The sequence below is a fragment of the Chitinophaga sp. CC14 genome (genome assembly GCF_048957795.1).
In the GTDB taxonomy this organism is placed as follows: domain Bacteria; phylum Bacteroidota; class Bacteroidia; order Chitinophagales; family Chitinophagaceae; genus Chitinophaga; species Chitinophaga ginsengisegetis.
The window spans coordinates 559,494-580,938 of sequence record NZ_JARBFY010000003.1 but is presented as its reverse complement, the minus strand read 5'-3'; the positions used below and the strand labels follow the sequence as shown (position 1 = coordinate 580,938).

Sequence of the window (21,445 nt, the reverse complement as noted above, 5' to 3'; positions counted from 1 at the left end):
TAGCCCCGGGGACCTGAGAAGTCCGGGTTTCAGGGGTTCAAATTAAAGATGGCCTGCCGGTTGGCGGGCCATTTTTAGTTTAAATGCAATAATGTTACCGGTGCATATTAATCGCTTCCATGAACTGTTTCAGATACGCATCTCCAATAGGTACATGATGATCGCCGGTGAAAATACGTTGCCGTTCTATGCTGTCTATTTTATCCAGGGAGATGATAAACGATTTATGCACGCGCAAAAAACGGAAGGGCGCCAGGATGTCTTCAAAGCTTCGGAGGTTTTGTAGCGTAAGGATCTTCTGTTTGGCAGTTTGTATAGCTACGTAGTTACGGAGCGCTTCTACAAAAAGGATATCTTTTACATCTACCCGCACGATGCGTTTATCGGTGCGCACAAAAATATAATCGGTGCCTGCGGGCTGTGAAATAGCGGGAGCGCTTTTTGCCAGCACCCGTTGTACGGTACGGGCGAAGCGCTCAAACGATACGGGTTTCAGGAGATAGTCCACCGCTTCGCGGTCGAAACCTTCCACAGCGTATTCATCGTAGGCAGAAACAATCACTACCTGCATGCCGCCCGGTGCGAGCTGCATAAATTCAATACCGCTGAGTTCCTGCATTTGTATGTCCAGGAATACTAAATCTACCTGTTCATTTTTCACAAATGCCAGCGCTTCCTGCGGATGATGAAATGTTTTCAACAACTGCAGGTCCGGCGTTTTGTTGATGAAGGCCACCAATACCTGTGCGGCCAGTGGCTCATCGTCTACCACTATACACTTTACTGCCATATTGTTACCAGTTGACCGTTAAGTTAATGAAATATTCCGCTTTACTTTCGGTGATCTCCAGCTGATGCTGACCGGGATAGATCAGTTGTAAACGTTTCCGCACATTGTCCAGTCCGATGCCGCCTGTTTTATCGTGATGAGCGCCTGAAATAAAATTGTGCACACTAAACACCAGCTGTTGTTCACTGCCTTGCAACGTAATGGTGACGGGCCTCTCCGGACGATTAGTGATCCCGTGTTTAAAAGCGTTTTCCACGAAAGGCACCAGCAGCAGCGGCGCGATACTTTTATCCGGCAGTTGCGCGGGCCAGTTGAAAATAACACCTTGCTCACAACCTGTGCGGATCCGCTGCAGGGTTACAAAATCCTGCAGGTAGCGGATCTCCGCCAATACCGACTCCCTGCCTTCAATATCAGCCGACTGATTTACCATATAGGCAAGCAGGTTAGTGAGGGTTTTATTGGCCGGCACTACCTCCGGCGAGCCTGTTAGCGCCAGTGAATAAATGCTGTTCAGACTATTGATAAGAAAATGTGAATTCAGCTGCATCTTTAAAAAACCTGATTCTGCCTGTAATTGCTTCTGTTGTAAAATGGCCCTGCGTTTATCTTCGTCCAGCCACAACATAAAAAGATGTACGGAAAAAGCGGCTATCAGGATGATGGCCCCGCTCCATAATCCGTTTACCAGGTATTGCGGCAGTGTGGTATATACTTCCACCCGTTGCCCCTGTTCTATCCGGTAGCCTCTGTGCAGCGTTTCTTCCGGGAAAAAATTTTTTGCCACGGCATACTTCAACAGGATAAACCCCAGCAGTATTGGTATCAACCAGCTAAACAGTTTTACCACATTTTTCTTTTCCAGGAAAGGTGGCAGGATCCATTTCAGGTAAATATAAAACTGGATAAAGTTCAGGAAGCCAAATAATCCGTCGTTGATGGTGATGCGCCGCAGCAACTGCGGAATGTGCCGGGTGGCCATCAGGAGACTTACACCATATACCAGCAGCATCCATACCAGCAGCAGGAGCAAAAACTGGCTGATATGTTTACGGGCGCTATGCATATAGTTTTATTTTGTGAGCAAGAGCAATGTCGCGCTGTGTGAGTAACAGCGTTAGTTCATGCGTATTCACTTCTACTGTGATATTAATATCCGCGGTTGTGTCTTTGAACTGTTGCAGGCTTTCTTCCGTTAGCTGTTGTAACTGTAGCGGAGCAATGAGGCCCGGATGTTCTTCCCCGGTTACCCGGAGATGTAAATGCGGGGTGGCTATCAGCAATGCGCGCAGGTGGACATACTTCTCAAAATGCACCAGTTCTTTTTTTACTGCCACCCGTTCGTTTTCCAGCGCTTTATCGTACAACATATACCGCAGCAGGTCGGACAGCAGCAGGATGGCCTGTGTGCCTTCGTGTTCGCGTGTCCGTTCATCTTCCAGTACCGGCGTAAGCAGCTGCAGGTGGTGGAGCAAGTGCCGCGAGCCGGTATGCATCCGCTCATACCGTGCATGGGCCTGGGCTGCAGTGACAGCCAGCAGGCGGTTGGCCGGGCCGGTATTGCGCCATTGCAGGAACAGGTAATAGCCATATGCCAGCAATGCCACGCCGGCGCCGGTTTTAAGCGTAGCAGGTAAATAATCGGTAAACGGCATATACACTTTGGGAAATCCAATGAGCGGGATCATGCCCAGCAATACCTGGTCGGGGAAAAAGAAATAGCCTGCTGCGTACTTGATCACAGAAAAGATACCGATCAGCAGCAGCGTACCGGCGGCTGCTTCCAGGTACTTCCGTTCTTTCAGGGGCCGGGGCAGCCACACAAATGCCAGCAGGTAAAACAACTGGAAGTTAATACAGCCATACAACACCTCGCGTACCAGCACCCACTTCATCCCAAAAGATGAAGGCCAGTTTACCCGGATCATGGGAAAGGCGTATAAGAATATTAATGCCATCCACACAGCGAGATGTACCAGGTACCGGTATGGTTTATATGTGCGTTTACTGTTCAACAAGTGCTGAAGGTACTATATACCCTCTTTGTTTTTCCATAAAACAGCGGGTATTTTTTTGGTCCCTGCCTCCTGCCGGTTCGTACATTATTGTACCCGGTATGTCCATTATCTGTAAGCATCAAAGAAACGATGTTTACTTTGCCGGTACATTCATAAAAATAAATTACTACCAATAATGAAGAAAGCAGTTTATGCGATGTGCCTACCCGTGGCCCTTTTAGCCGCACCGGCAGCCCTGCTGGCACAGCAGAACAACGTGGTAAAATCTATCACCGTAAAGGGTACCGTGGAATTTACCGATCCTAAAAGCAGCAGCAATATAATATGGCTGCTGAAAGACAATTTCAGCGGAAAGCCTGTAGTGGTAGATTCCTGCCTGCTGGCGAAAGACAATACCTTCACCTTTAAGATCAAACAGGACCACCAGGGCATTTATACGGTAGACGCCCTTCACTGGGACCGGGCTACTTTCTGGAGCGATGCAGATGTAAAAATGGATCTGAGGGGTTATGATACTTCTTTCTATAAAATTAAAATCCCGCATTATAACTATGTAGAAGGATCTTACGATAACAACTTCATTAACCTGATGACGCTGAACGGTGAGCTGAATTACCGCAGAATGATTGATGAGTACAACATGGAGTATTACGCCAAAAAAGCAACCGATACTACCTGGTACGGATATATGAAAAATACGAAGAAGTATAATCCTATGCGGGAAGATTTCAGCATCCGGGAAGAAGTGCTCACCCGGTCCTATGCCGATCGCCCGGTACTGGTATACGCCCTTCGCGGCATGGCAGGCACAGAGGCCGGCGCCAAATACGACAAGGCCATGCAGCTGCTCGACAAGCTCATTGCGCGTTACCCGTGGCTATCTGAAGCCAAACAGCTAAAGCAAACCATTATCACCAATAAAGCACAGGCGATGAAACTGAAAACCGGTCAGCCTATGCCAACCGTAAAATACCCCGACGCCAACGGTGCACTGGCCGGACTGGAGAAATACAAGGGTAAATACCTGCTGGTAGATTTCTGGGCGAGCTGGTGTGGTCCCTGCCGCCAGGCTATTCCAAAAGTAAAGGAACTGTATGATGAATACAAAGCCAAAGGATTTGAAGTAGTAAGCATCTCCATTGATACAGATAAAAATGCCTGGAAGAAAGCCATGAAAGAAGAAGCAATGCCATGGGATCAGTTACTGAGCGATAACAAGGATAAAACGATGGAACAGTTCCAGTTTTCAGGTATTCCCACACTTTACCTCGTGGATACGGAAGGTAAAATTATGGAAAGATTCACCGGGTACAGTGATGATACTGAAGCAAAAATAAAGGAAAGCATTTCCAAAGGCACGAAGGCCAAAGCGTCGCAAGCAGCAAGCGTTCCGATGACGGGCTTCTGATGATATTACCAACCATTAAAAGGGAAAGAGGCCGTCTCCATATCGTGAGACGGCTTCTTTTTTATGATACTTTTATTGTTCTCTTCGTAAATGGAGAAAAAAAACTTATTATTCTTTATAAAAATTAAGGCGGTAGAAGATCCCGATCTGAAAACCTATCCATAATTTACTACTGCGGGTTGCATCCGGAGAGAAATTATTACTGATAGTATAAGGTGGTTTAAAATATTTTACATGTGCGAGCGCCTCGCTCTCCTCCATTTTCAGGGCGGTGGGTTTGCCATCTGTATAATAGGCTGTTTGCAGGCTATTCAGTGCTGCCCCAAGCTGAAGCCGCCAATGATTGCCTATTTGTTTTTCTCCAACGAGTGCCAATTTGTGTAGCTGCACCTTTACTGTTTTTTGTATATATCCCAGCGAGTCGTAGCCCGCTTCCATGTTTCCTGTAGTACCCTGCAGATGTAAACGCCAGCTGTCTGATAAACGTATGGAGGTACCTGCGCCATAACGGAGCATAGAGAAGGAGAAGTTAGTACTCCAGGAGCCCAGTGCGTAAAGGAATGGGAGACCTGCCTGGATAGTTGGATTCACATAAAAAGATTCATCTGCTACTATTCCTGCGGCGGCATATGGTTTCAACGAAAACACGGGGCCGTTTCTTTTAACGCCACCGGCAATGGGTGTGTTGCCGTTTTCTGCATACCGCTGCGGAACCGGGGGGAATGCTATGGCCTTCGGCCTGATGTAGCCGGTATCTGTTTTCACTGTGTCCAACGCGGGAAATATTGCGTCTGTCTGTTTGGTAGTTACCGGGGAAACAGGGATAATTACAAAACGGGCGGGGGGTGTTACTCTTTCCTGTTTTACAACCGCAGGATTTTTTTTTGTGAGGATAAGCGCCAGGGCATCTACAAAAATAATATGGCCACCCAGCACGCGGTAATCAATACCGGTATGTTCACGCAGATCTGTGAGCAGCCTTAATAAGGATTGTGGACCTTTTTTCACATGTACGGTCCTGGAGGTAGGAAACTTCCGTGTGTTCACGGAAAACCGGATGCCTGCCTGTTTGCTGACGAGGGTCAACAAGGCGTCCAGGCGCATGTCTGCAACCGGAACAGTTACTTCTTTCTGTAAGTTCACTGTAGCTTCCTGAGCAAAAACGGTGGCTGTTAAAAAGGTTAACCCTACAGCTATAAAAAATTTCGATAGCAGACTAATTACATCCTGCCCCACTGATATATACCCTGTCATTCTCAAATCTACATTGTACATTCAACGTAACTGAAATCACTTCAAATACGTATTGTATTGGTTTATTCTCAAAGGCACTGCTCATGGTACAGTTCTCCAGGCGTTCATTTTCCAGGATCACTTTAATGTTGTATGCTTTTTCCAGTTGGGCGATGATTTCTTTCAACGAGGCATTTTCAAAATTAAAGATCCTTGTAGCGTACCCTGTTTTATTAGGATTAAAAGCGCGGGTGATACTGAAACGTTGGGAGATGATATTGTACTCCAGCTGTTGTTCTGCTTTTACTGTGATACTTGTATCTCCTTTGCTGACCAATACAGCGCCGCTGGTAACCGCTACTTCAATCACATTTGCCAGTCCGCGGACATTAAAGACAGTGCCCAATACTTTAATGCGCAGATCCCCTGCTGATACTATAAACGGTTTTAACGGATCAGAAGTTACATTGAACCAGGCTTCCCCGGTTAACTGAATGAACCTTGTTTTATCTGCGAGTCCCGGGGTATACTTTATAGCCGAGTGGCTGTTCACCACTACCTGGGAGTAGTCCGGCAGGGTATCGCGGTAAATGCCGGTGGTGGTTTGCCTGATGACCAAAGGAGTGTCTGCAGGAGATGGCCGCCATACAAAATAAAGGGTAGCGGCGCCTATCAGCACCAGTATGACTGCCGCCATGCGCCAGGTGCTCCTTTTCGGTTTATGCCCTGCTGTCTTTTGTGTGATTTCCTGAAATAAGAGCGCTTTATCCGGCAACTGGTGGTGCGGATTGTTCCCTGCTGCCTCCCAGGCTGCTGCTGCTTCGTTGTATAATTTGCGGTGATCCGGGTGCTGCATGATCCAGTCATCCACGGTCATCGCTTCTTCCGGAGAGGCTTCCCCGGAAAAGTACTTCCCTAATAACCCGTATAACAGCTCCCCGTTGCTCATTATGGTTGTAATAAAAGTAAAATAAATACAGCGATCATCATGTCCGACAGCTCCTCACGAAGGATCCTCAAGGCTTTTCCTATCTGGGCTTCCACGGTTTTTACAGAAAGGTTCATTTCTGCTGCAATGGCTGCATACTTCTTTCCTTCAAACCTGCTTTTGGTGAAAATCAGTTTACATTGTGGCGGTAATTTTTCGATACATACCATGATCCGTTGCTGAGTTTCTTTGCTGACCAGGGTATTCCTGAATTCGCCGGTAGTATGATTGTTGGTTGATACGTAATGATCTTTTATTTTTTCATGTCTTTTTATATTAAGACAATAATGGTAGATGGCAGTATACAAATAGGATTTCACCGACTGCTGTCCGTCTATTGTTGTCCTTTTCTCCCATAACTTCAGGAAAACCGCCTGTACTGCATCTTTCGCCTCATTATTATCTTTTAGTATGGTAAAGGCATAGCGGTGCAAACCTTCAAAATAAGTATGAAAGTATGTCTCTATCTGCCTGTACAGGTCATCTACCTTGCCAATATGTGCGTTCAATACAAAACCGGTTACCGTGATTGAAGTGATCGTTCCCTGATTATACACTTCAGCTTTCAAATCCCCCTATCTGTTTCAAAAATAATTTTTTAATGGTTCCCGGTAAGGGTAAAAATGAATTGAAGTGTATTAGCCCAAATATCTGTACTCATGACGAAAACCATCAGCAAAAGAAACCTGATTTGCCTGATAGCCGGGGTAGCCCTCCTTATTTTAAATTCGGTTTCCTGTAAAAAGGAGAACAACGGCGACACACCCGCTCCTATACCCAATGAGCCGAACCCGGAACCCGGAGGAAACGATCCTACCGCTCCCAACCTGCCGGGTACACTTTACGACTATGTGGGCACCCGCAATAATATGCCGCCTTACATGCAGGCATTTATGAACGCTAATCCCACCCTGGACAATACTCCTGTTGGCAATCCTATTACCAATGCCGGAGCTACCCTGGGCCGGGTATTATTTTATGATAAGGCATTGTCGGTGAATAATACCCGGTCGTGTGGTTCCTGTCACCACCAGGAAAAAGGCTTTACCGACGGCGTAGCTACATCTGAAGGATTTGAAGGGAATTTAACCCGGCGTAACAGTATGCCGGTGGTGAATCTCCGCTTCTTCCGGTCGGCCACCATGTTCTGGGACATGCGGGCCAAAGATATTGAAACGCAAACGCTGATGCCGGTCCTGGATCATATAGAAATGGGCATACCTTCCCTCGCTGCTCTTGAAACGAAGTTAACAGGTATTAGTTACTACCCTGCACTATTTAAAGCTGCTTTCGGAAACGAAGGGGTTACCTCCGATAAAATAGCCAGGGCGTTATCGCAGTTCCTGCGGAGCATTGTATCCTTCAATTCCAGATATGACCAGGGAGTAGCCACGCAATTCAGCAACTTCAGCACTTCAGAAAAGAATGGTATGCGGCTGATGCAGGCGGATTTCTGCACTGAATGTCACAGCGATTTCTCCACTGCCGGAGTAGGAAAAAATGCCTCTTACCTCATTGTGGACAATACCGGCGTGAATACCGGCTTTGGCTCCAACAACGGGTTGGAAAGTAACTACACCGACAAAGGCATTGGTGAGATCACCCACAAACCCGCCGACCAGGGCACGTTTAAAATTCCAAGCCTGCGGAATGTGGAGCTGACCGCCCCTTATATGCACGATGGCCGCTTTGCCACTCTCGAAGACGCGATAGAACACTATTCCACCGGGATCAAACAAAATCCAAATATCGGGATACAGTTTTCGGGAATACAAAGCGGAGGTTTGGTTTTTTCCGCGAAAGACAAAAATGATATTATTGCTTTTCTCAAAACACTGACTGATCAGTCGTTGGCGACGGAGCCTAAGTATGCGGACCCGTTTAAATGAGGATCAGAAGGCGCTTCACGGAGAAGTGAGGCGCCTTCTGTTTTAAATTTAAAAAAACATGTTACTATTTATGTCTTCGTCGTGTACTTAAACAAAGTGCTTAATGACGAAGAATATCCAGCAAAAAACAGATAAAATTATCCAGCTTGCGGCAACTTCCACGAAGGTAAACAAGCCGGTTGAGGATACTTCTGCGCAGCGTTTAAGCAATGATAGTCTTTCGATGTCTATCCGAAATAAAAAAGAAGCTGATTTGTTTTTAGCAGCATTAAACGCTGTAATAAAAATCGCCCGTCATAAATAACCGGGAATCATTTCACCGGTTTCAGTTCCAGCACTTTCACTTCGAACGGCTCCAGTTCAAACATAATCGTTTCATCACTGTCCATTTCGCTTTGTTGTTTTACATCTTCCCTTACATTAAAGACGGAAAATTTTGCATGATAGCCAACCGGTAATTCCAGTACTTCATTTAACCGGAAAGCAACTTTTTTTGTTTCGGGAGATGGGTTTCTCCAGGTCAGGGTGCCTTCCTGGTGGTTCCATGCGGCGAAGCCATAAATTTCCTGTTTGCCGGGGTCACCGCCAATCCAGTGCACATCGGATAATACATCACGGTGTTTTTCGGACCAGCGCATGGCCTGGGCCAACACATTCCAGCTGTTGCTGCTCATCAGGTGCGGGTTGATATACAATTCCTGCATGCCGGTACCGTTGCCAAAAAATTCCCAGATATCTTCTGCAATGCCTTTGTCGTCGTTGGTGAAGCCGGCGCCCACGCCATTTTCATTATTGATTACCACACCGTGATACATCATCGCATTCAGGGGATATAATTTTGCGCGCTGCACTACATTTTTATATACTTCCGCATCGCGGTAGTTGATCCATTGCTGTCTTTTGGTGCCGGCGCCCTGTACATCCATATCGCCGCCGGCGCGCCAGATGGCATCGCCATAGTTAAGCCAGTAGGGAGAAGGCCAGGTGCCTACGGTTAAATTAAAGAAGAGGCCGGGTTTCATTTTGCGCAGATCGGTGATGACCCGTAAAAATGCTTCCACGTCTTTGGCATACTTCTCTCCTGCCCCGCTGGCGCCGTTGCCTGCACCTACGCCGTCGAACTTGAAACTTACCACGCCCTGGTCTTTCACAAAACCGGTAGTTAGTTTTCTGAAATAGTCAAAGTAGTTTTTATCCGCCAGACTTAGGCCATTATCGTTGGGTGTAAAAGGAAGACGGAGCGTTTTAATGCTGGCAAGGCGACTGATCTTTTCCTGGTCGTAGCCACCCCAGGGCGATACCCATACACCCATTGCCGAATGATATTTGGTGGCCAGCGCTTCCATCTTCTTAAACCCGTTGGGGAGGTGACGGCTGAAATACCAGAGTTTATTATAATCATCCCAGCCACTGTCCCACAGGAAAGCGCTGATCTTTGCTTTGCGTTTTACCACGAGGCTGTCGCCAAACAGGCGGATACGGTCCATTGCGTTGGCTTCCGTAATTTCTCTGCCGTCGTAGCCCACATCGTACCAGGAGTTGTAATGCGGGAAAGGGCGGTAAGGTACGGCGCGTACTTTTTCCAGGTAGTAAAGGAAGCCGCGACGCAGTTGTTTTTCCGGAGTAACGCCCCAGGCCGCGCTTACATCAAAGCCGTTGCCGGAGCGCAGTGTGGCAGATGCCGCTACACTGCTTTGAACGCCTTTATCTGTTACACGACCCTGCGCCATCGGATGTTCCAGGGCGAAGAAGCTGTTGCCGGCTATAACCGGCGAGCCATCCACTATACCGGAGAGCTGCGGCTGATACGCCGATGGAACATTTACCAGTAGCAGTTCATCCACGGCAGACGCAGGGTCGGTGATATGAAAATGTTGCTGGATGAAGTTACAGCTATCATGTAAAGTGATCTGCCAGATCACGTGAATATCCTTTGCGGTATTTACCAATGTAAAGGTGAGTTGCTTACCCGGCAGGCGGTCTATCAGCCGTACTGCGGCCCGTGAGGAAGCGATGTTACCCGCGTCTTTTGTGCTAACCTGGAAATCGGCGGCAGTTAATATGGTACCATCTTTCAATTTTAATTCAAACAAATTAGGTTGAGGAAAAGAGATGGTTTTTGCAGACAGTTTATCGGTGAATGCCACCTGTTGCAGATGGTTTTTCGATACGCTTACTTTCACTTCCAGGATATTATTTCCCAGTGTATTGGTGGCAGGCTGCGCCACTGCTGCCGCCGGGGCCGTACCGGCATAATACACCTGTGCAGATAAAGATAAACGGGAGAGCAGTAATGCGGCAATAAAAACGGATCTTCTTTTCATGGGTTGCAGCTGTTGAACGGAGGATAATGTTAGGCGATTTCAGCGGACTTTTCCGGCACAAACGATTGCGTAAAATTCGTGGCAGCATGAAAAAAGAACCGGGCAAAATACCCGGTCCCCTCCTCTATTTGCGGAAATAATGTGCATTGAGCAGCAGCATCGACAGCAGCATTAGTGCAACGCCCGCCCACTGCAGGCCGTTCACCGGTTCATGCAGGATAAAATGCGAGCATACAATGGCTACCGGCAATTCGGCAGTCATGATCACGGCGCTGATACCCGCACCTACTTTAGGGATTCCTTTTGCAAACAGCAATGGCGGAATAATGGTGCCAAAAAGCGACAGGAACAGCGCCCACTTTAGCAGCCCTATATCGAAGTGAGTGCTGGCCACCAGTTGCGGCGCATTCACGAGGAAGATGCAAAGCGTGGACCCGGTGATGGTAGCCGCGCTTTTCTTACCGGCATCGAGCGATTTGCCTGCGCGGCTGTTGACAATCACATACACTGCATATAAAAAAGCGGAAGCTCCTGCGTACAGCATGCCTTTCACCGACAGCCCGGCAAGGCCGCCACCAGCCAATCCGCTGCCCATCCAGGTTCCCACCAGGATCAGTATGGTGGTGATAAGCTGTAATACGGATGGCTTCTTTTTAAACAGCAGTGCTTCCATCAGCAGGCCAATCCAGGTGAACTGCATCAGGATCACGATAGCTACTGATGCCGGGATATAAGCCACTGACACATAATACACAAAACTGGTAAGGCCAATACACCCGCCTGTAATCAGCATCCAGGCCCAATCGCGGGGCTTCATGGGGTGGCGTTGCCGCCGGGTGATGAGATACAGGAGCCATAAAACAATCATGCCTGTAAAGGCTTGTGTAACGGATATTTCCGCGGCAGTATAGCCTTCGCGGTAGGCTAATTTTACAAAAGTAGAGAGGATGCCGAAGCTGCATGCGCCGGCGAAAACCATTAATATATACCTGGTCATTATTTTCGGTTGTGTAAAAAAATAAGAGAGAATACGGGTACACGAAAATAACCAGGTCAATAAACAGACTTAGTGCATATAAATGACGAACTGATTCCTGCAACAGGAATAGCTAAGAGCCGTAGTAATGCTGGTTATTTTGCGAACAAAACAACAACAGCAGGAGGAGGTGTGCTTGAATAAATACGGTGCATTTGTGCTTGATTATGGGCCACAAGATAGAAATATTTCTTTACATCTCTCTAAAAAAATCAGCAGCGCCGGCGGCCGGGCCACCGCCTGTGTAAACTGCGCTGCTGTGATAATGAGATCGTTACTAACGGTTAAACCCGTACGATAATTTTACCTACTGTTCTGCCGGTTTCTATCTGGAGATGTGCCTGTTTCATTTCTTCCAGGGAGAATGTTTTGGACACGATGGACCTGAGCAGGCCCTGCTCCATCAAAGCAGCGATGCTGGCCATTTCCGCCCCGTTGGAAGCCACCAGGATGAAAAAGCCGATCATGCCTTTCGCTTCCGCTTTGGCGGTTACAGCTTCCCGGAAACCGGAAGGAATGCTGATGATGGTAGCGCCGGGTTTCATTACTTCGAGCGACTGATCAATGGTATCGCCGCCAATGGTATCAAGCACAAAATCGACCTCCGGTACGTGGTCTGTTAACCGCTGGTTGTGATAATCGATATGCTCATCTGCACCCAATCCCAGGATTACGTCTTTATTGGCAGCAGAAGAAGTACCGATAACATACGCACCGAGGCGTTTGGCCAGCTGCACCGCATAATGACCCACACCGCCCGCGGCTGCATGGATCAGCACTTTCTGACCGGGTCTTATGCTGGCATGATCTATCAATGCCTGCCAGGCGGTAAGCGCCGCCAGGGTAGCTGCAGCCGCTTCCTCATGGGAGATGTTCGCCGGCTTTAACGCCAGGTGCGCCGCCGGTGCCGCCACATACTCCGCGTAGGCGCGGCCGTGACCGGGAAAGTTGACCATTCCGAATACTTCGTCGTTTTCCTTGAACAGCGGTGAGTTGGAAGCTACTACCACACCGGAAATATCCCAGCCGAGGATCAGGGGGTTTTCCTCTTTCAGGATGTTGTACCGGCCATTGCCGGCACGGGTTTTAACATCTACCGGGTTAATGCTGATGGCCTTTACTTTTACCAGCACTTCGGCTTCAGCCGGTACAGGTACCGGCAGGTCCGTAAGTACTAAGTTATCTACGCTTCCTGCGCTATTCAAAACAATTGCTTTCATATTCCAGGATTTATGAGCGCAAATTTATACCTATAATACCGCTATTCCCCTGTACATTAATGGTATAATTCTGTACATTTCCTGTATCAATACCGGTTGATGATCCTTCTTTATGGCAGTATGGTACTCTTTGTCTCCACTGTGTGAGCTGAAGGCAATGGTAAGGGTATCAAATGAATGATACCCTTCTTTTCTGAATCTATATATCCGGGGAACATTTGTTTTATGCCGCCGCTGTTTGCGCCTTCTTTTTTACCGGCGCCGGCGTTTTCTTTTTCCGGCCTTTGCCCCACCAGATAATAAACCCGGTGATGGGCAATGTGGCGCCGATCAGGCTGGCGAAGAACGCCATGAACTTACCGGGCAAACCCAGGATGCTGCCTACGTGGATATCATAGTTCATTCGCCTGAGCTTAGCGCCAAATTCAGCTTCTTCGAAGCGCTGTTCATATAATTTATTACCGGTAAGCGGTTCCAACGTGTGCTGATCAAATACGTACCGCTGATTGTTGTAGTACTGTCCTTTTTCAGGATATACAATAACGGTAATAGAAGCCGTGGCTTTGGAGGTATCCGGGAAGGCCATGTAAAAACCGGATGCCTCCGGATGTTTATCCACCGCTGTTTTCCAGGCGATGTCCATTTTCTGGCCGAGGTTATCATAGTGTTTTTTGCCAGCCTGCAGGGAGTCGGATTTCAGCTCCCTGAATTCGGGGAGTGTTTTTCCACCGGAAGTAGCCCAGTAGAGACTTTTACTCCACCATTCAAGACCATATACCATACCGGTAACGCCTATAGCAAAAAGTACCAGCAGTGCGTAAAAGCCCAGTACGTTGTGCAGATCGTAGTTGACCCGTTTGAAGCTGGCTCCCCACTTTATTTTAAAGCTTTGATTACGGGTACTTTTATTCCATCTTTTCGGCCACCATAATACCAGGCCGCTGATGAGGGTGATTACGCAGATCAGGGTGCTGTAGTTCACAATAGGGCGGCCGATCTTAAACGGCAGCCAGAGGAAGCGGTGCCCGTTAAGCACCCATCTGAAGAAATTCAGTTCTCCTTCTTTACGGTTTACTTTATTGATCACCGCGCCGGTGTAGGGATTCAGCTTCAGGGTAGAACCTCCCCTTCTCGCGCCGATGTTGGCTTCCACTGCTTTGCCTTCTTTATAAAGTACATATCCTACGGATTTGCCGGGATATTCTTTCGCTGCTACTTCCAGGATCTTTGAAGGAGCGATGAGCGGCTGCGACTGCACCGGAACATTTGCTTCCGGCTCCATCCAGCCGGTTATTTCCTCATTGAATACATAGATGCACCCTGTTATACATACGATCACTACTATAATACCGGAAGCAATGCCCAGCCACAAATGCAGCCAGGCGGAGATGCGGTAAAACAGCGACCGGGAGTTTGCTTTTTTCCCGGCCATTTTCTTTGAACTTGCATTCATATTTTTCTGCATAAAAGGTAATATCAATAATCTGCTTTGGCGATTGCCGTCATCTTTCCGCCATTAACCGTGAGCCCAACTGAAGCCTTAGTTTTCTGATATACATTTTAAACAGCTTTTATTGAAACGATGTACAGGCAAGGGCATAAGGTATCCGGGTATTCAGCATACAGCATACTTACAGGTATCTGATCTCCTGCAAAAGTAGACGTATATTGCTCAAAGCATTTTCGATATCGGGAATTTTTCGGGGGATTTATTTTTCCGGATTGCGACAGCTGTTTTTTTCAATTATCCATATACGTTAGTGCAGTGCGGCTTTCAGCTGTTCTGCCACAGCAGAAGTATAGCCAGGCATGGCAATTATTTCGCGTTTTTTATTAAGAAGGATATAGGTGGGGTAGCCGGCAAGCTGTAATTTATCGGGATAGCCGCCGGTGCGGCCGTTGTACAGCGACAGTACCCCGGGAACCCTTTCGCGTTTATCCAGGAATGCTTTCATTGCCTGAAGATTGTCGTCAACGGAAACAGTAACAATGGTTAGTTTGCCGTTGCATTGGCTGATCCATGCGGGAAAGCTTTTCATTCCTTCCACGCAGCCCCAGCACCAGGTGGCCCAGAAGTCGACCAGGATAAGATCGGATTTGATATCTCCAAAATTCACGGTTTCATTCTTTTCATTTTTCAGTGTGAGCAGCGGAAATTTATTCCCGATGCGGGCGCGGGTATTTTCCGAGATAACACGGGAAAGCATGTTCCTGATGCGGAAGTTGGAGAGGCTATCCGGGATGGTGGCGCGGATACGGCGCGACAGTTCATCTTTCATCTCCGGTTCGCGGCTGATGCGGTATGCCTGGTTGCAGCCGGCTACCAGTGCCAGTTGTTGCAGCTGCGGCGATTTAAAGTAAGCGGCTTCGTGGGTCACCTTATCAATGAGTTGACCAGGGCTTCCTTTGTACCGCTGATGGGCCAGGTAAAGTATTCTTATCATCATGTCATTTCCCAGCAGCTCCATATAAAACGGATTTCTTTCCTGGATGCGCGGGTTATTGAAATAATCATTCTCAAAATGATCCATCAAACCAATGGTATCCGGCAGCTGACGGATAAATGCCAGGTAATAGCCCGCCGCATCATAGCGCAGCAGCGGGTAAGCTGCTGATGTAGTATCTCCGGTATATTTTAATACTATGTTGTGAAAGCGTTGAAAAACGGTATCTGCCGGCATGGTTAGCCGGAAATTACCGGTGGTATCCACAAATAAGGAATACCAGTTTTTCAGTAGCTCCTGTTCCATGTTATGCAGGAGCTGGTTCACGGGAACGCCGGCCGCATCGGTTACTACGAGCTGGCCGGTAGTATCCCGGATGGTATAGGCACCGCCCGGCAGTGCAAAAAAGGACAGCGACCTGTTTTCCACCAGTAGTTTTAGCAATGGGCCGCAGGAATCCGTTACGGTTACCCGGAAATTTCCCGCGCCGTTTGTATGTACCTTTAGTATTTCCACCGGTGCTTTACTGATATAATCAGCATAGCCGTACAGGGTGACAAGGCTGTGCGGGTTTGCGGGTAGCTGCCCTTCAATAACGATGGCGCCTTTCCCCGCCACAGGTATGATAAACAGCCAGATGACCAGGTAAAACAAACGGACATTCATCTACACAATAATTTAAATATGAAAGTAGTGTTTATAACTGACAAAAAAATGTGCGTTAATTGTTCAAATCTTCACCCGGTAACTTTAAACCTCTGTTAAAACAAGAATGTTGTTTACAAAGAATTTACACTTGATAATCTGCATTCTTCTACCTTGAATGCGTCAGGAAAGAAAAACCTGCAACCCCTTAACACGAAAACCTGGATTTTATGAAAAACAACATTACCCTTACCAGGATGAACAGCCGTAATGCGGAGGCAAACGAAACAAAGGAACGGATTATAAAGATTGTCAATTCCCTGGCTATAAGCGCCAGCCTGCTGGCATTTACGCTTGGATGCCTGTTATATTATATGACCGGCTACGGAATTATTTTTTACCCGGCCATGCTGGAAAGCGCCCTCTTTCTTTCCACGCTGCTGATTACCCGGTACAGTAAACCGGTTTACGGGAAACAGTTAATGTTTTTATTACACAGTATCTCTATCTGGTTTTTTGGTGTGTTGCTGGGGCCTGCTTCCCAGATCTACCTGTTTGCCCCCTTCCTTGCTTTTTGTGTATTCCTGGTATTTGAAAAGCCGCTGTCGCAGGTACTGGCGCTTGTTGCCAGCGCGGTGGTAATGATACTGGTGGTGCTTAATTTCAGGTACCCGGTCATTGCTTCACTTCCCCTTAGTAAGGAAACCGAATTATATTTACACTGGCTGGTGATCATTGCGGCTACTTTCCTGAACGGAACGGCCCTGTATTATTTTGCAAAGGAAAGCAGGTTTCAGAATAAACAACTCAAATCACTGGTAAACCAGCTTGACAAAGCCAACCAGGCCATGCGCATCTACGTACGTGAAACCACGCACGAAATAAGATCACCATTAAACGTGGTGAACAGCATCCTGCAAAATTATATTGAAACAGCCGACCAGGGAAAAAAGACGGTACAGGTAGGCATTGCCCACCTGGAAGCAGTACATTTTGCCTGCCAGGATATGCAGCTGGTGATGAGCAACGCGTTGGGGTGGGCGAAAATTGAGGAAGGAAAAGATGAGATCTGTCATTCGCCGTTCCACTTCAGCGACTGGGTACAGCATTTATGCGACACCTATGAATACCTCGCCAAAAGAAGATCTGTACATATAAACATTTCGTTGAGCGACAACCTGCCGGAGTATATCCTGGCAGACAAATCCAAGCTTCGCACCATTATCGTGAATCTGCTCAGCAATGCCATTAAGTTTACCACGTTCCGGTCGATCATTACCGTGAAGGCCGGCATGAAAAACAACCAGCTGGTGGTTTCCGTAACCGATCAGGGGGTGGGCATTTCCGCCGACCGGAAGGAACACATCTTTGATCCGTATGTGAGTGAACCGGGGCAACATACAGAATCCAGCGGGCTTGGACTGCCCATTGCCCGGCATATGGCCCGCATGATGGGAGGCGATCTCTCCGTAACAGATAACCCGGATGGCGGCGGCAGCATCTTTACGCTGCGGATGCCGGTGGAAATTACGACGCCCCCTCCTGCTATCGATCATATCATCGACTATTCCATATTAAACGGGTTGAAAGTACTGGTAGTAGACGACGACCACCTGAACCACCTCGCGTTTTCACTGGCGCTGAAACGCATGGGCATAGAAGCGATCCTGGCCGATTCCGGTCCGCAGGGACTCACCAAAGCGCGGCTGCATCAACCGGATGCGATATTAATGGACATGATCATGCCCTATACCAGCGGCGTGGAAATGTTGTCGCAGTTCAGGGCCGACCGCCAGCTGCGGCAGATCCCCTTTATACTGGTATCCGGCAATGCCTATAGTGAAGTAAAGGAAGAAGTGATTGCTTCCGGTGCAGATGGATTTTTAAGCAAGCCGGTAAATATTGAACAACTATATACGATATTGAGAGACCTGGTAATCATGGCGGATACTACCCGGCCGGTTTCAATTGCCAGGTAGCCCTGATACATCCTACACTTTATCACTCCCCGCTAAAAAATGTGCATAGAAATCCGGGATGGGACTGTTCCGGATGCCCGCTATTGTTTCCTCCACCGGGTACGGTACTTTACGGATAGCCGGCGTAATTTCGCTGCCGGTAACCGTTAGTTGCAGGTAGGACGCCAACCGGTCTTTTTCCTTTGACCTGCCTACGGAACCGGTGTTGATCACCATTTTTCCTGCCGCTTTCAGCGGGCGTATATAAGAGAGATGGGTATGCCCGGTCACCATAATGTCTGCATGATGTTCGTCCATCATTCCCAGCAAATCGTTTTCATCATGATCGTGGTAGAGGTATTCATCGTTGCTCCGGGTGCTGCCGTGTACCAGTAATACTTTTAGGCCAGCAACATCCATCTGTATATGGCGTGGCAGTTCTGCGAGGAAAGCTGCGTGTTGCGGCTTGATGGTTTCTTTTGTATAGTTGATAGCCAGGAGCCGTGCTGCCTGTTCTTCCGGCGTATGTTTACTGAGCGGATATACAGGATGATCAAAGGCAATACGTTCATCATGATTACCCATAATTACAGGGATATTCTTTTGCCGGATCAGGTCTATTACTTCATTGTGCCACGGCGCCGCATCTGTAAGATCACCCAGGCAATATACCTGGTGGGCGCCAAACTGTTCTATGTCTTCCAATACGGATATCAACGCAGGCAGGTTTGCATGAATATCACTGATGATGGCCAGCTTCAACATTCTGTTGTCATTTTGATTTTGCAACGTTACAATTTAATTTATGCGTTGCATATTTCACGCAATAATAAACCCTGAAAAATACAATTGTTCCGCTGAATAGTACCATTCGCAAGAACCGGGTTTTCTGTGGTGGCCCGTGCAGTTATTTTTGTATCTCCATAAAAAAAACCAGATGAAAGATATTAAAAAGCGGTTGCTGGCGCACGACTGGCAGCAAGCCACAGTACAGTTGAACGATCATGGCTATACCTTGCTGAAAGGCGTGCTGGGCAAAGAGGAATGTGATTCGCTGATCAATGCCTACCAGGCAGATGACACCTATCGTAAAACCATTGTGATGGAGCGTTACCGTTTTGGGAAAGGAGAATATAAATACTTTCAGTATCCGCTGCCCGAACTGATTACCACTATCCGCGAAACGGTGTACCCGTTTATTGCGCCGGTAGCCAACAAATGGATGGAGGTGCTGAATATTGCGCAGCGGTACCCTGCTACGCATGCAGCGTTAAAAGAATATTGCCATGCCAACGGACAAACAAAACCTACCATCCTGATCCTCAAATACGGCCAGGATGGCTTTAACACGCTGCACCAGGATCTGTACGGCGATATTTATTTCCCCATGCAACTGGTGGTATTCCTGAATGAGCCGGAAGAAGATTATACCGGGGGCGAGTTTGTATTAACAGAACAGATTCCGCGGGCGCAGTCCAAAGCCAATGTGCTGCGGCCACAGCGGGGCGACATGCTGATATTTACCACCAATTTCCGGCCCGTAAAAGGCAGCAAGGGGTATTACCGTGTGAACATGAAGCATGGCGTAAGCCCGGTGCATACCGGCAACCGGCATACGCTGGGTATTATTTTTCATGATGCGTTAAGCTGATTGTTATTCGCCCCATGCGGTGAGCAGCAGGCTCCGCGGGCCGCCATAGTTGCGGTGTTCGCAGAGGTACACGCCTTGCCAGGTACCTAATGCGGGGCGTCCGTTGCGGATGGGGATCATAACGGAACTGCCCAGCAGGGCCGCTTTCAGATGTGCCGGCATATCGTCGGAACCTTCATCATCGTGCAGATATTCCGGATCATTTTCGGGGACTGCTTTATTGAAATACATTTCAAAATCTTTCCGCACGGTGGGATCTGCATTTTCATTCAGGGTGAGTGATGCGGAAGTATGCTGGATAAATACCTGCAGCATCCCCGTTTTTATTTCGGCGAGTTGCGGAAATGCCTGTATGATTTCTGTGGTGATAATATGAAACCCTCTTCTTCTTTGCTGTAGCTGTAATGCCTGCTGGAATATTTTCATGCCGTGCAAGTTAAACATTTCGTTATTGTCCGTATACCACTTTCCAGATGCGGTTGGTTTTATCGTCTGTTACCAGCAGGGCGCCGTTTTTTAATACGAGCAGTCCTACCGGCCGGCCTTTTACATCTGCCGTGGTGGAATCTTTTACAAAGCCGGTGAGAAAATCTTCCGGTTTACCTGCGGGTTTTCCATTGGCAAAAGGTACAAACAATACTTTGTATCCTGAGATGGGCTTGCGGTTCCAGGATCCGTGCTGGGCAATGAACGCGCCCTGGTGATATTTTTCCGGAAATTTATCTCCCCGGTAAAATACCAACCCCAGCGAAGCAGTGTGAGCGCCCAGTTGTACATCGGGGATAATGGTATTGTTCACTTCCGGCGGGGCGGGATCTTTCACGCGGGTGTCTTTATGCTGACCGTAATACACCCACGGCCATCCGTAGAAACCGCCTTCCTTTACGCCGGTGAGGTAGTCGGGTACCAGGTCGTTTCCCAGCTTATCCCTTTCGTTTACCGTTACCCATAAAGTGGAAGTACCCGGCGCCCAGTCCATGCCCACGGGATTCCTTAACCCTGCGGCGTAAATGCGGCGCCCGGTACCATCCGGGTTAATTTCCACGATGGCTGCTTTTGATTGTTCCTTTTCAATACCTTTTTCTGCGTGGTCGGAGCCTGAGCCGATAGCGATATAGATTTTTGACTGGTCTTTATTTGCGATGATATTACGGGTCCAGTGCCGGTTTGCTTTTCCTGCCGGCAGGTCAGTTATTTTTTCCGGCGCCGCGGTGATTAAGGTGTCCCCGGTTTTGTAGGAATAGCGGAGTAAAGCGTTGGTATTGGCCACATAAAAATGGTTGCCTATCAAGAGCATGCCGAAGGGTTGCTCCAGGCCGGTGAGGAAAGTACTGCGGAATTCCGGTATGCCATCGTGATCAGCATCACGCAACAGGGTAATACGGTCCACACTATGCTTCATACTATTGGATTTATTGGCCCCGATAATGGCAGCGCCGATCCTGGTAAAAAAGGAGTGATTGCTGTTGGATTCTGCCACCAGGATATCCCCGTTGGGAAGTGCATACATCCACCGCGGATTTTCAAAACCATCCGCATATAACGAAACATGGAATCCCGCGGGGGCAATGGGCGTTTCTCCCGGTTTCCAGCCCCGTACCTGGCTGTAGTTGGTATGTGATTTCGCGGGTAACGGTAAGTGAACGCTATCCTGCGCGGGCAGCTGATAAATGAAAGACAACAATACGAGTGACAACAAATATTTTTTCATGGGGATGTGCTTTCAGGGTGATACTATCCTCTTTACAATATTTGCGCCACTGGTATAACAATTAAAGGAACGCGACCATATGTATTACAAAATCTTTAATTTGAATGCACTCGCATTTTTGTTTATCTTC

At 47.9% G+C, this 21,445-nt stretch carries 19 protein-coding genes; 5 read left to right on the top strand and 14 right to left on the bottom strand.

Annotation, left to right across the window (positions count from 1 at the left end):
- Nucleotides 1-94 precede the first annotated feature (94 nt).
- The 3 genes from PV783_RS12425 to PV783_RS12415 are packed head-to-tail and all read right to left on the bottom strand — an operon-like array spanning nucleotide 95 to nucleotide 2,748.
- Nucleotides 95-790, bottom strand: a complete 696-nt coding sequence (locus PV783_RS12425) for a LytR/AlgR family response regulator transcription factor (RefSeq protein ID WP_420988189.1) — start codon at nucleotides 788-790, stop codon at nucleotides 95-97.
- A 4-nt stretch (nucleotides 791-794) separates the two neighbouring features.
- Nucleotides 795-1,856, bottom strand: coding sequence for a sensor histidine kinase (locus tag PV783_RS12420; RefSeq protein ID WP_420988188.1), 1,062 nt, complete (start codon nucleotides 1,854-1,856; stop codon nucleotides 795-797).
- On the bottom strand, nucleotides 1,849-2,748 hold the full coding sequence (locus PV783_RS12415; protein ID WP_420988187.1) for a hypothetical protein: 900 nt from the start codon (nucleotides 2,746-2,748) through the stop codon (nucleotides 1,849-1,851). Before PV783_RS12415 ends, PV783_RS12420 begins: the two co-directional genes overlap by 8 nt.
- A 235-nt stretch (nucleotides 2,749-2,983) precedes the next feature.
- Here PV783_RS12415 and PV783_RS12410 point away from each other — a divergent pair, with 235 nt between their 5' ends.
- The gene (locus tag PV783_RS12410) at nucleotides 2,984-4,216 is read left to right on the top strand and encodes a TlpA family protein disulfide reductase (RefSeq protein ID WP_420988186.1); all 1,233 of its coding nucleotides are present in this window, start codon (nucleotides 2,984-2,986) and stop codon (nucleotides 4,214-4,216) included.
- A gap of 108 nt (nucleotides 4,217-4,324) precedes the next feature.
- Here PV783_RS12410 and PV783_RS12405 read toward each other — a convergent pair whose 3' ends face one another.
- Genes PV783_RS12405 through PV783_RS12395 form a run of 3 tightly spaced genes read right to left on the bottom strand, consistent with a single transcriptional unit; the run spans nucleotide 4,325 to nucleotide 7,006 of the window.
- A complete protein-coding gene (locus tag PV783_RS12405) occupies nucleotides 4,325-5,470 on the bottom strand; it encodes a hypothetical protein (protein WP_420988185.1) in 1,146 nt (381 codons plus the stop codon).
- Nucleotides 5,433-6,398, bottom strand: a complete 966-nt coding sequence (locus PV783_RS12400; RefSeq protein ID WP_420988184.1) for a FecR family protein — start codon at nucleotides 6,396-6,398, stop codon at nucleotides 5,433-5,435. The genes PV783_RS12405 and PV783_RS12400 overlap by 38 nt, the downstream gene beginning before the upstream one ends.
- Complete coding sequence (locus PV783_RS12395) at nucleotides 6,398-7,006, bottom strand: RNA polymerase sigma-70 factor (protein ID WP_420988183.1); 609 nt, start codon at nucleotides 7,004-7,006, stop codon at nucleotides 6,398-6,400. The genes PV783_RS12400 and PV783_RS12395 overlap by 1 nt, the downstream gene beginning before the upstream one ends.
- Before the next feature lie 90 nt (nucleotides 7,007-7,096).
- Between PV783_RS12395 and PV783_RS12390 the strand changes: the two genes are divergently transcribed.
- Together PV783_RS12390 and PV783_RS12385 are read left to right on the top strand one after the other, a co-directional pair.
- On the top strand, nucleotides 7,097-8,326 hold the full coding sequence (locus PV783_RS12390) for a cytochrome-c peroxidase (protein ID WP_420988182.1): 1,230 nt from the start codon (nucleotides 7,097-7,099) through the stop codon (nucleotides 8,324-8,326).
- 103 nt (nucleotides 8,327-8,429) lie between these two features.
- Nucleotides 8,430-8,630 carry a hypothetical protein gene (locus PV783_RS12385; RefSeq protein ID WP_420988181.1) on the top strand — a complete coding sequence of 67 codons (201 nt, stop codon included), beginning with the start codon at nucleotides 8,430-8,432 and terminating at the stop codon, nucleotides 8,628-8,630.
- Nucleotides 8,631-8,637: 7 nt separating this feature from the next.
- On the opposite strand, the gene PV783_RS12380 is transcribed toward PV783_RS12385, so the two are convergent.
- The 5 genes from PV783_RS12380 to PV783_RS12360 all read right to left on the bottom strand — a co-directional run bounded on the left by PV783_RS12380 (nucleotide 8,638) and on the right by PV783_RS12360 (nucleotide 16,016).
- The gene (locus tag PV783_RS12380; protein ID WP_420988180.1) at nucleotides 8,638-10,650 is read right to left on the bottom strand and encodes a hypothetical protein; all 2,013 of its coding nucleotides are present in this window, start codon (nucleotides 10,648-10,650) and stop codon (nucleotides 8,638-8,640) included.
- 124 nt (nucleotides 10,651-10,774) lie between these two features.
- The gene (locus tag PV783_RS12375; RefSeq protein WP_420988179.1) at nucleotides 10,775-11,647 is read right to left on the bottom strand and encodes an EamA family transporter; all 873 of its coding nucleotides are present in this window, start codon (nucleotides 11,645-11,647) and stop codon (nucleotides 10,775-10,777) included.
- A gap of 323 nt (nucleotides 11,648-11,970) precedes the next feature.
- A complete protein-coding gene (locus tag PV783_RS12370) occupies nucleotides 11,971-12,906 on the bottom strand; it encodes an NADP-dependent oxidoreductase (RefSeq protein ID WP_079468479.1) in 936 nt (311 codons plus the stop codon).
- Between the two features lie 223 nt (nucleotides 12,907-13,129).
- Nucleotides 13,130-14,359, bottom strand: a complete 1,230-nt coding sequence (locus PV783_RS12365) for a PepSY-associated TM helix domain-containing protein (RefSeq protein WP_111580087.1) — start codon at nucleotides 14,357-14,359, stop codon at nucleotides 13,130-13,132.
- 304 nt (nucleotides 14,360-14,663) lie between these two features.
- Nucleotides 14,664-16,016, bottom strand: a complete 1,353-nt coding sequence (locus PV783_RS12360; protein WP_420988178.1) for a TlpA family protein disulfide reductase — start codon at nucleotides 16,014-16,016, stop codon at nucleotides 14,664-14,666.
- A gap of 209 nt (nucleotides 16,017-16,225) precedes the next feature.
- Between PV783_RS12360 and PV783_RS12355 the strand changes: the two genes are divergently transcribed.
- Entirely contained in the window at nucleotides 16,226-17,974 is a 1,749-nt protein-coding gene (locus tag PV783_RS12355) for a hybrid sensor histidine kinase/response regulator (protein ID WP_420988177.1), read from the top strand.
- 12 nt (nucleotides 17,975-17,986) lie between these two features.
- Here PV783_RS12355 and PV783_RS12350 read toward each other — a convergent pair whose 3' ends face one another.
- Nucleotides 17,987-18,742 carry a metallophosphoesterase family protein gene (locus PV783_RS12350; RefSeq protein WP_420988176.1) on the bottom strand — a complete coding sequence of 252 codons (756 nt, stop codon included), beginning with the start codon at nucleotides 18,740-18,742 and terminating at the stop codon, nucleotides 17,987-17,989.
- Between the two features lie 148 nt (nucleotides 18,743-18,890).
- On the opposite strand from PV783_RS12350, the gene PV783_RS12345 reads away from it, so the two are divergent.
- Nucleotides 18,891-19,604, top strand: coding sequence for a 2OG-Fe(II) oxygenase (locus PV783_RS12345; protein WP_420988175.1), 714 nt, complete (start codon nucleotides 18,891-18,893; stop codon nucleotides 19,602-19,604).
- Between the two features lie 3 nt (nucleotides 19,605-19,607).
- Here the strand turns inward: PV783_RS12345 and PV783_RS12340 are convergent, their stop codons facing one another.
- Together PV783_RS12340 and PV783_RS12335 are read right to left on the bottom strand one after the other, a co-directional pair.
- Complete coding sequence (locus PV783_RS12340; RefSeq protein WP_420988174.1) at nucleotides 19,608-20,030, bottom strand: secondary thiamine-phosphate synthase enzyme YjbQ; 423 nt, start codon at nucleotides 20,028-20,030, stop codon at nucleotides 19,608-19,610.
- A 22-nt stretch (nucleotides 20,031-20,052) separates the two neighbouring features.
- Nucleotides 20,053-21,315 (bottom strand): PQQ-dependent sugar dehydrogenase, encoded by a 1,263-nt coding sequence (locus PV783_RS12335; protein WP_420988173.1) that lies wholly within the window; start codon nucleotides 21,313-21,315, stop codon nucleotides 20,053-20,055.
- Nucleotides 21,316-21,445 lie beyond the last annotated feature (130 nt).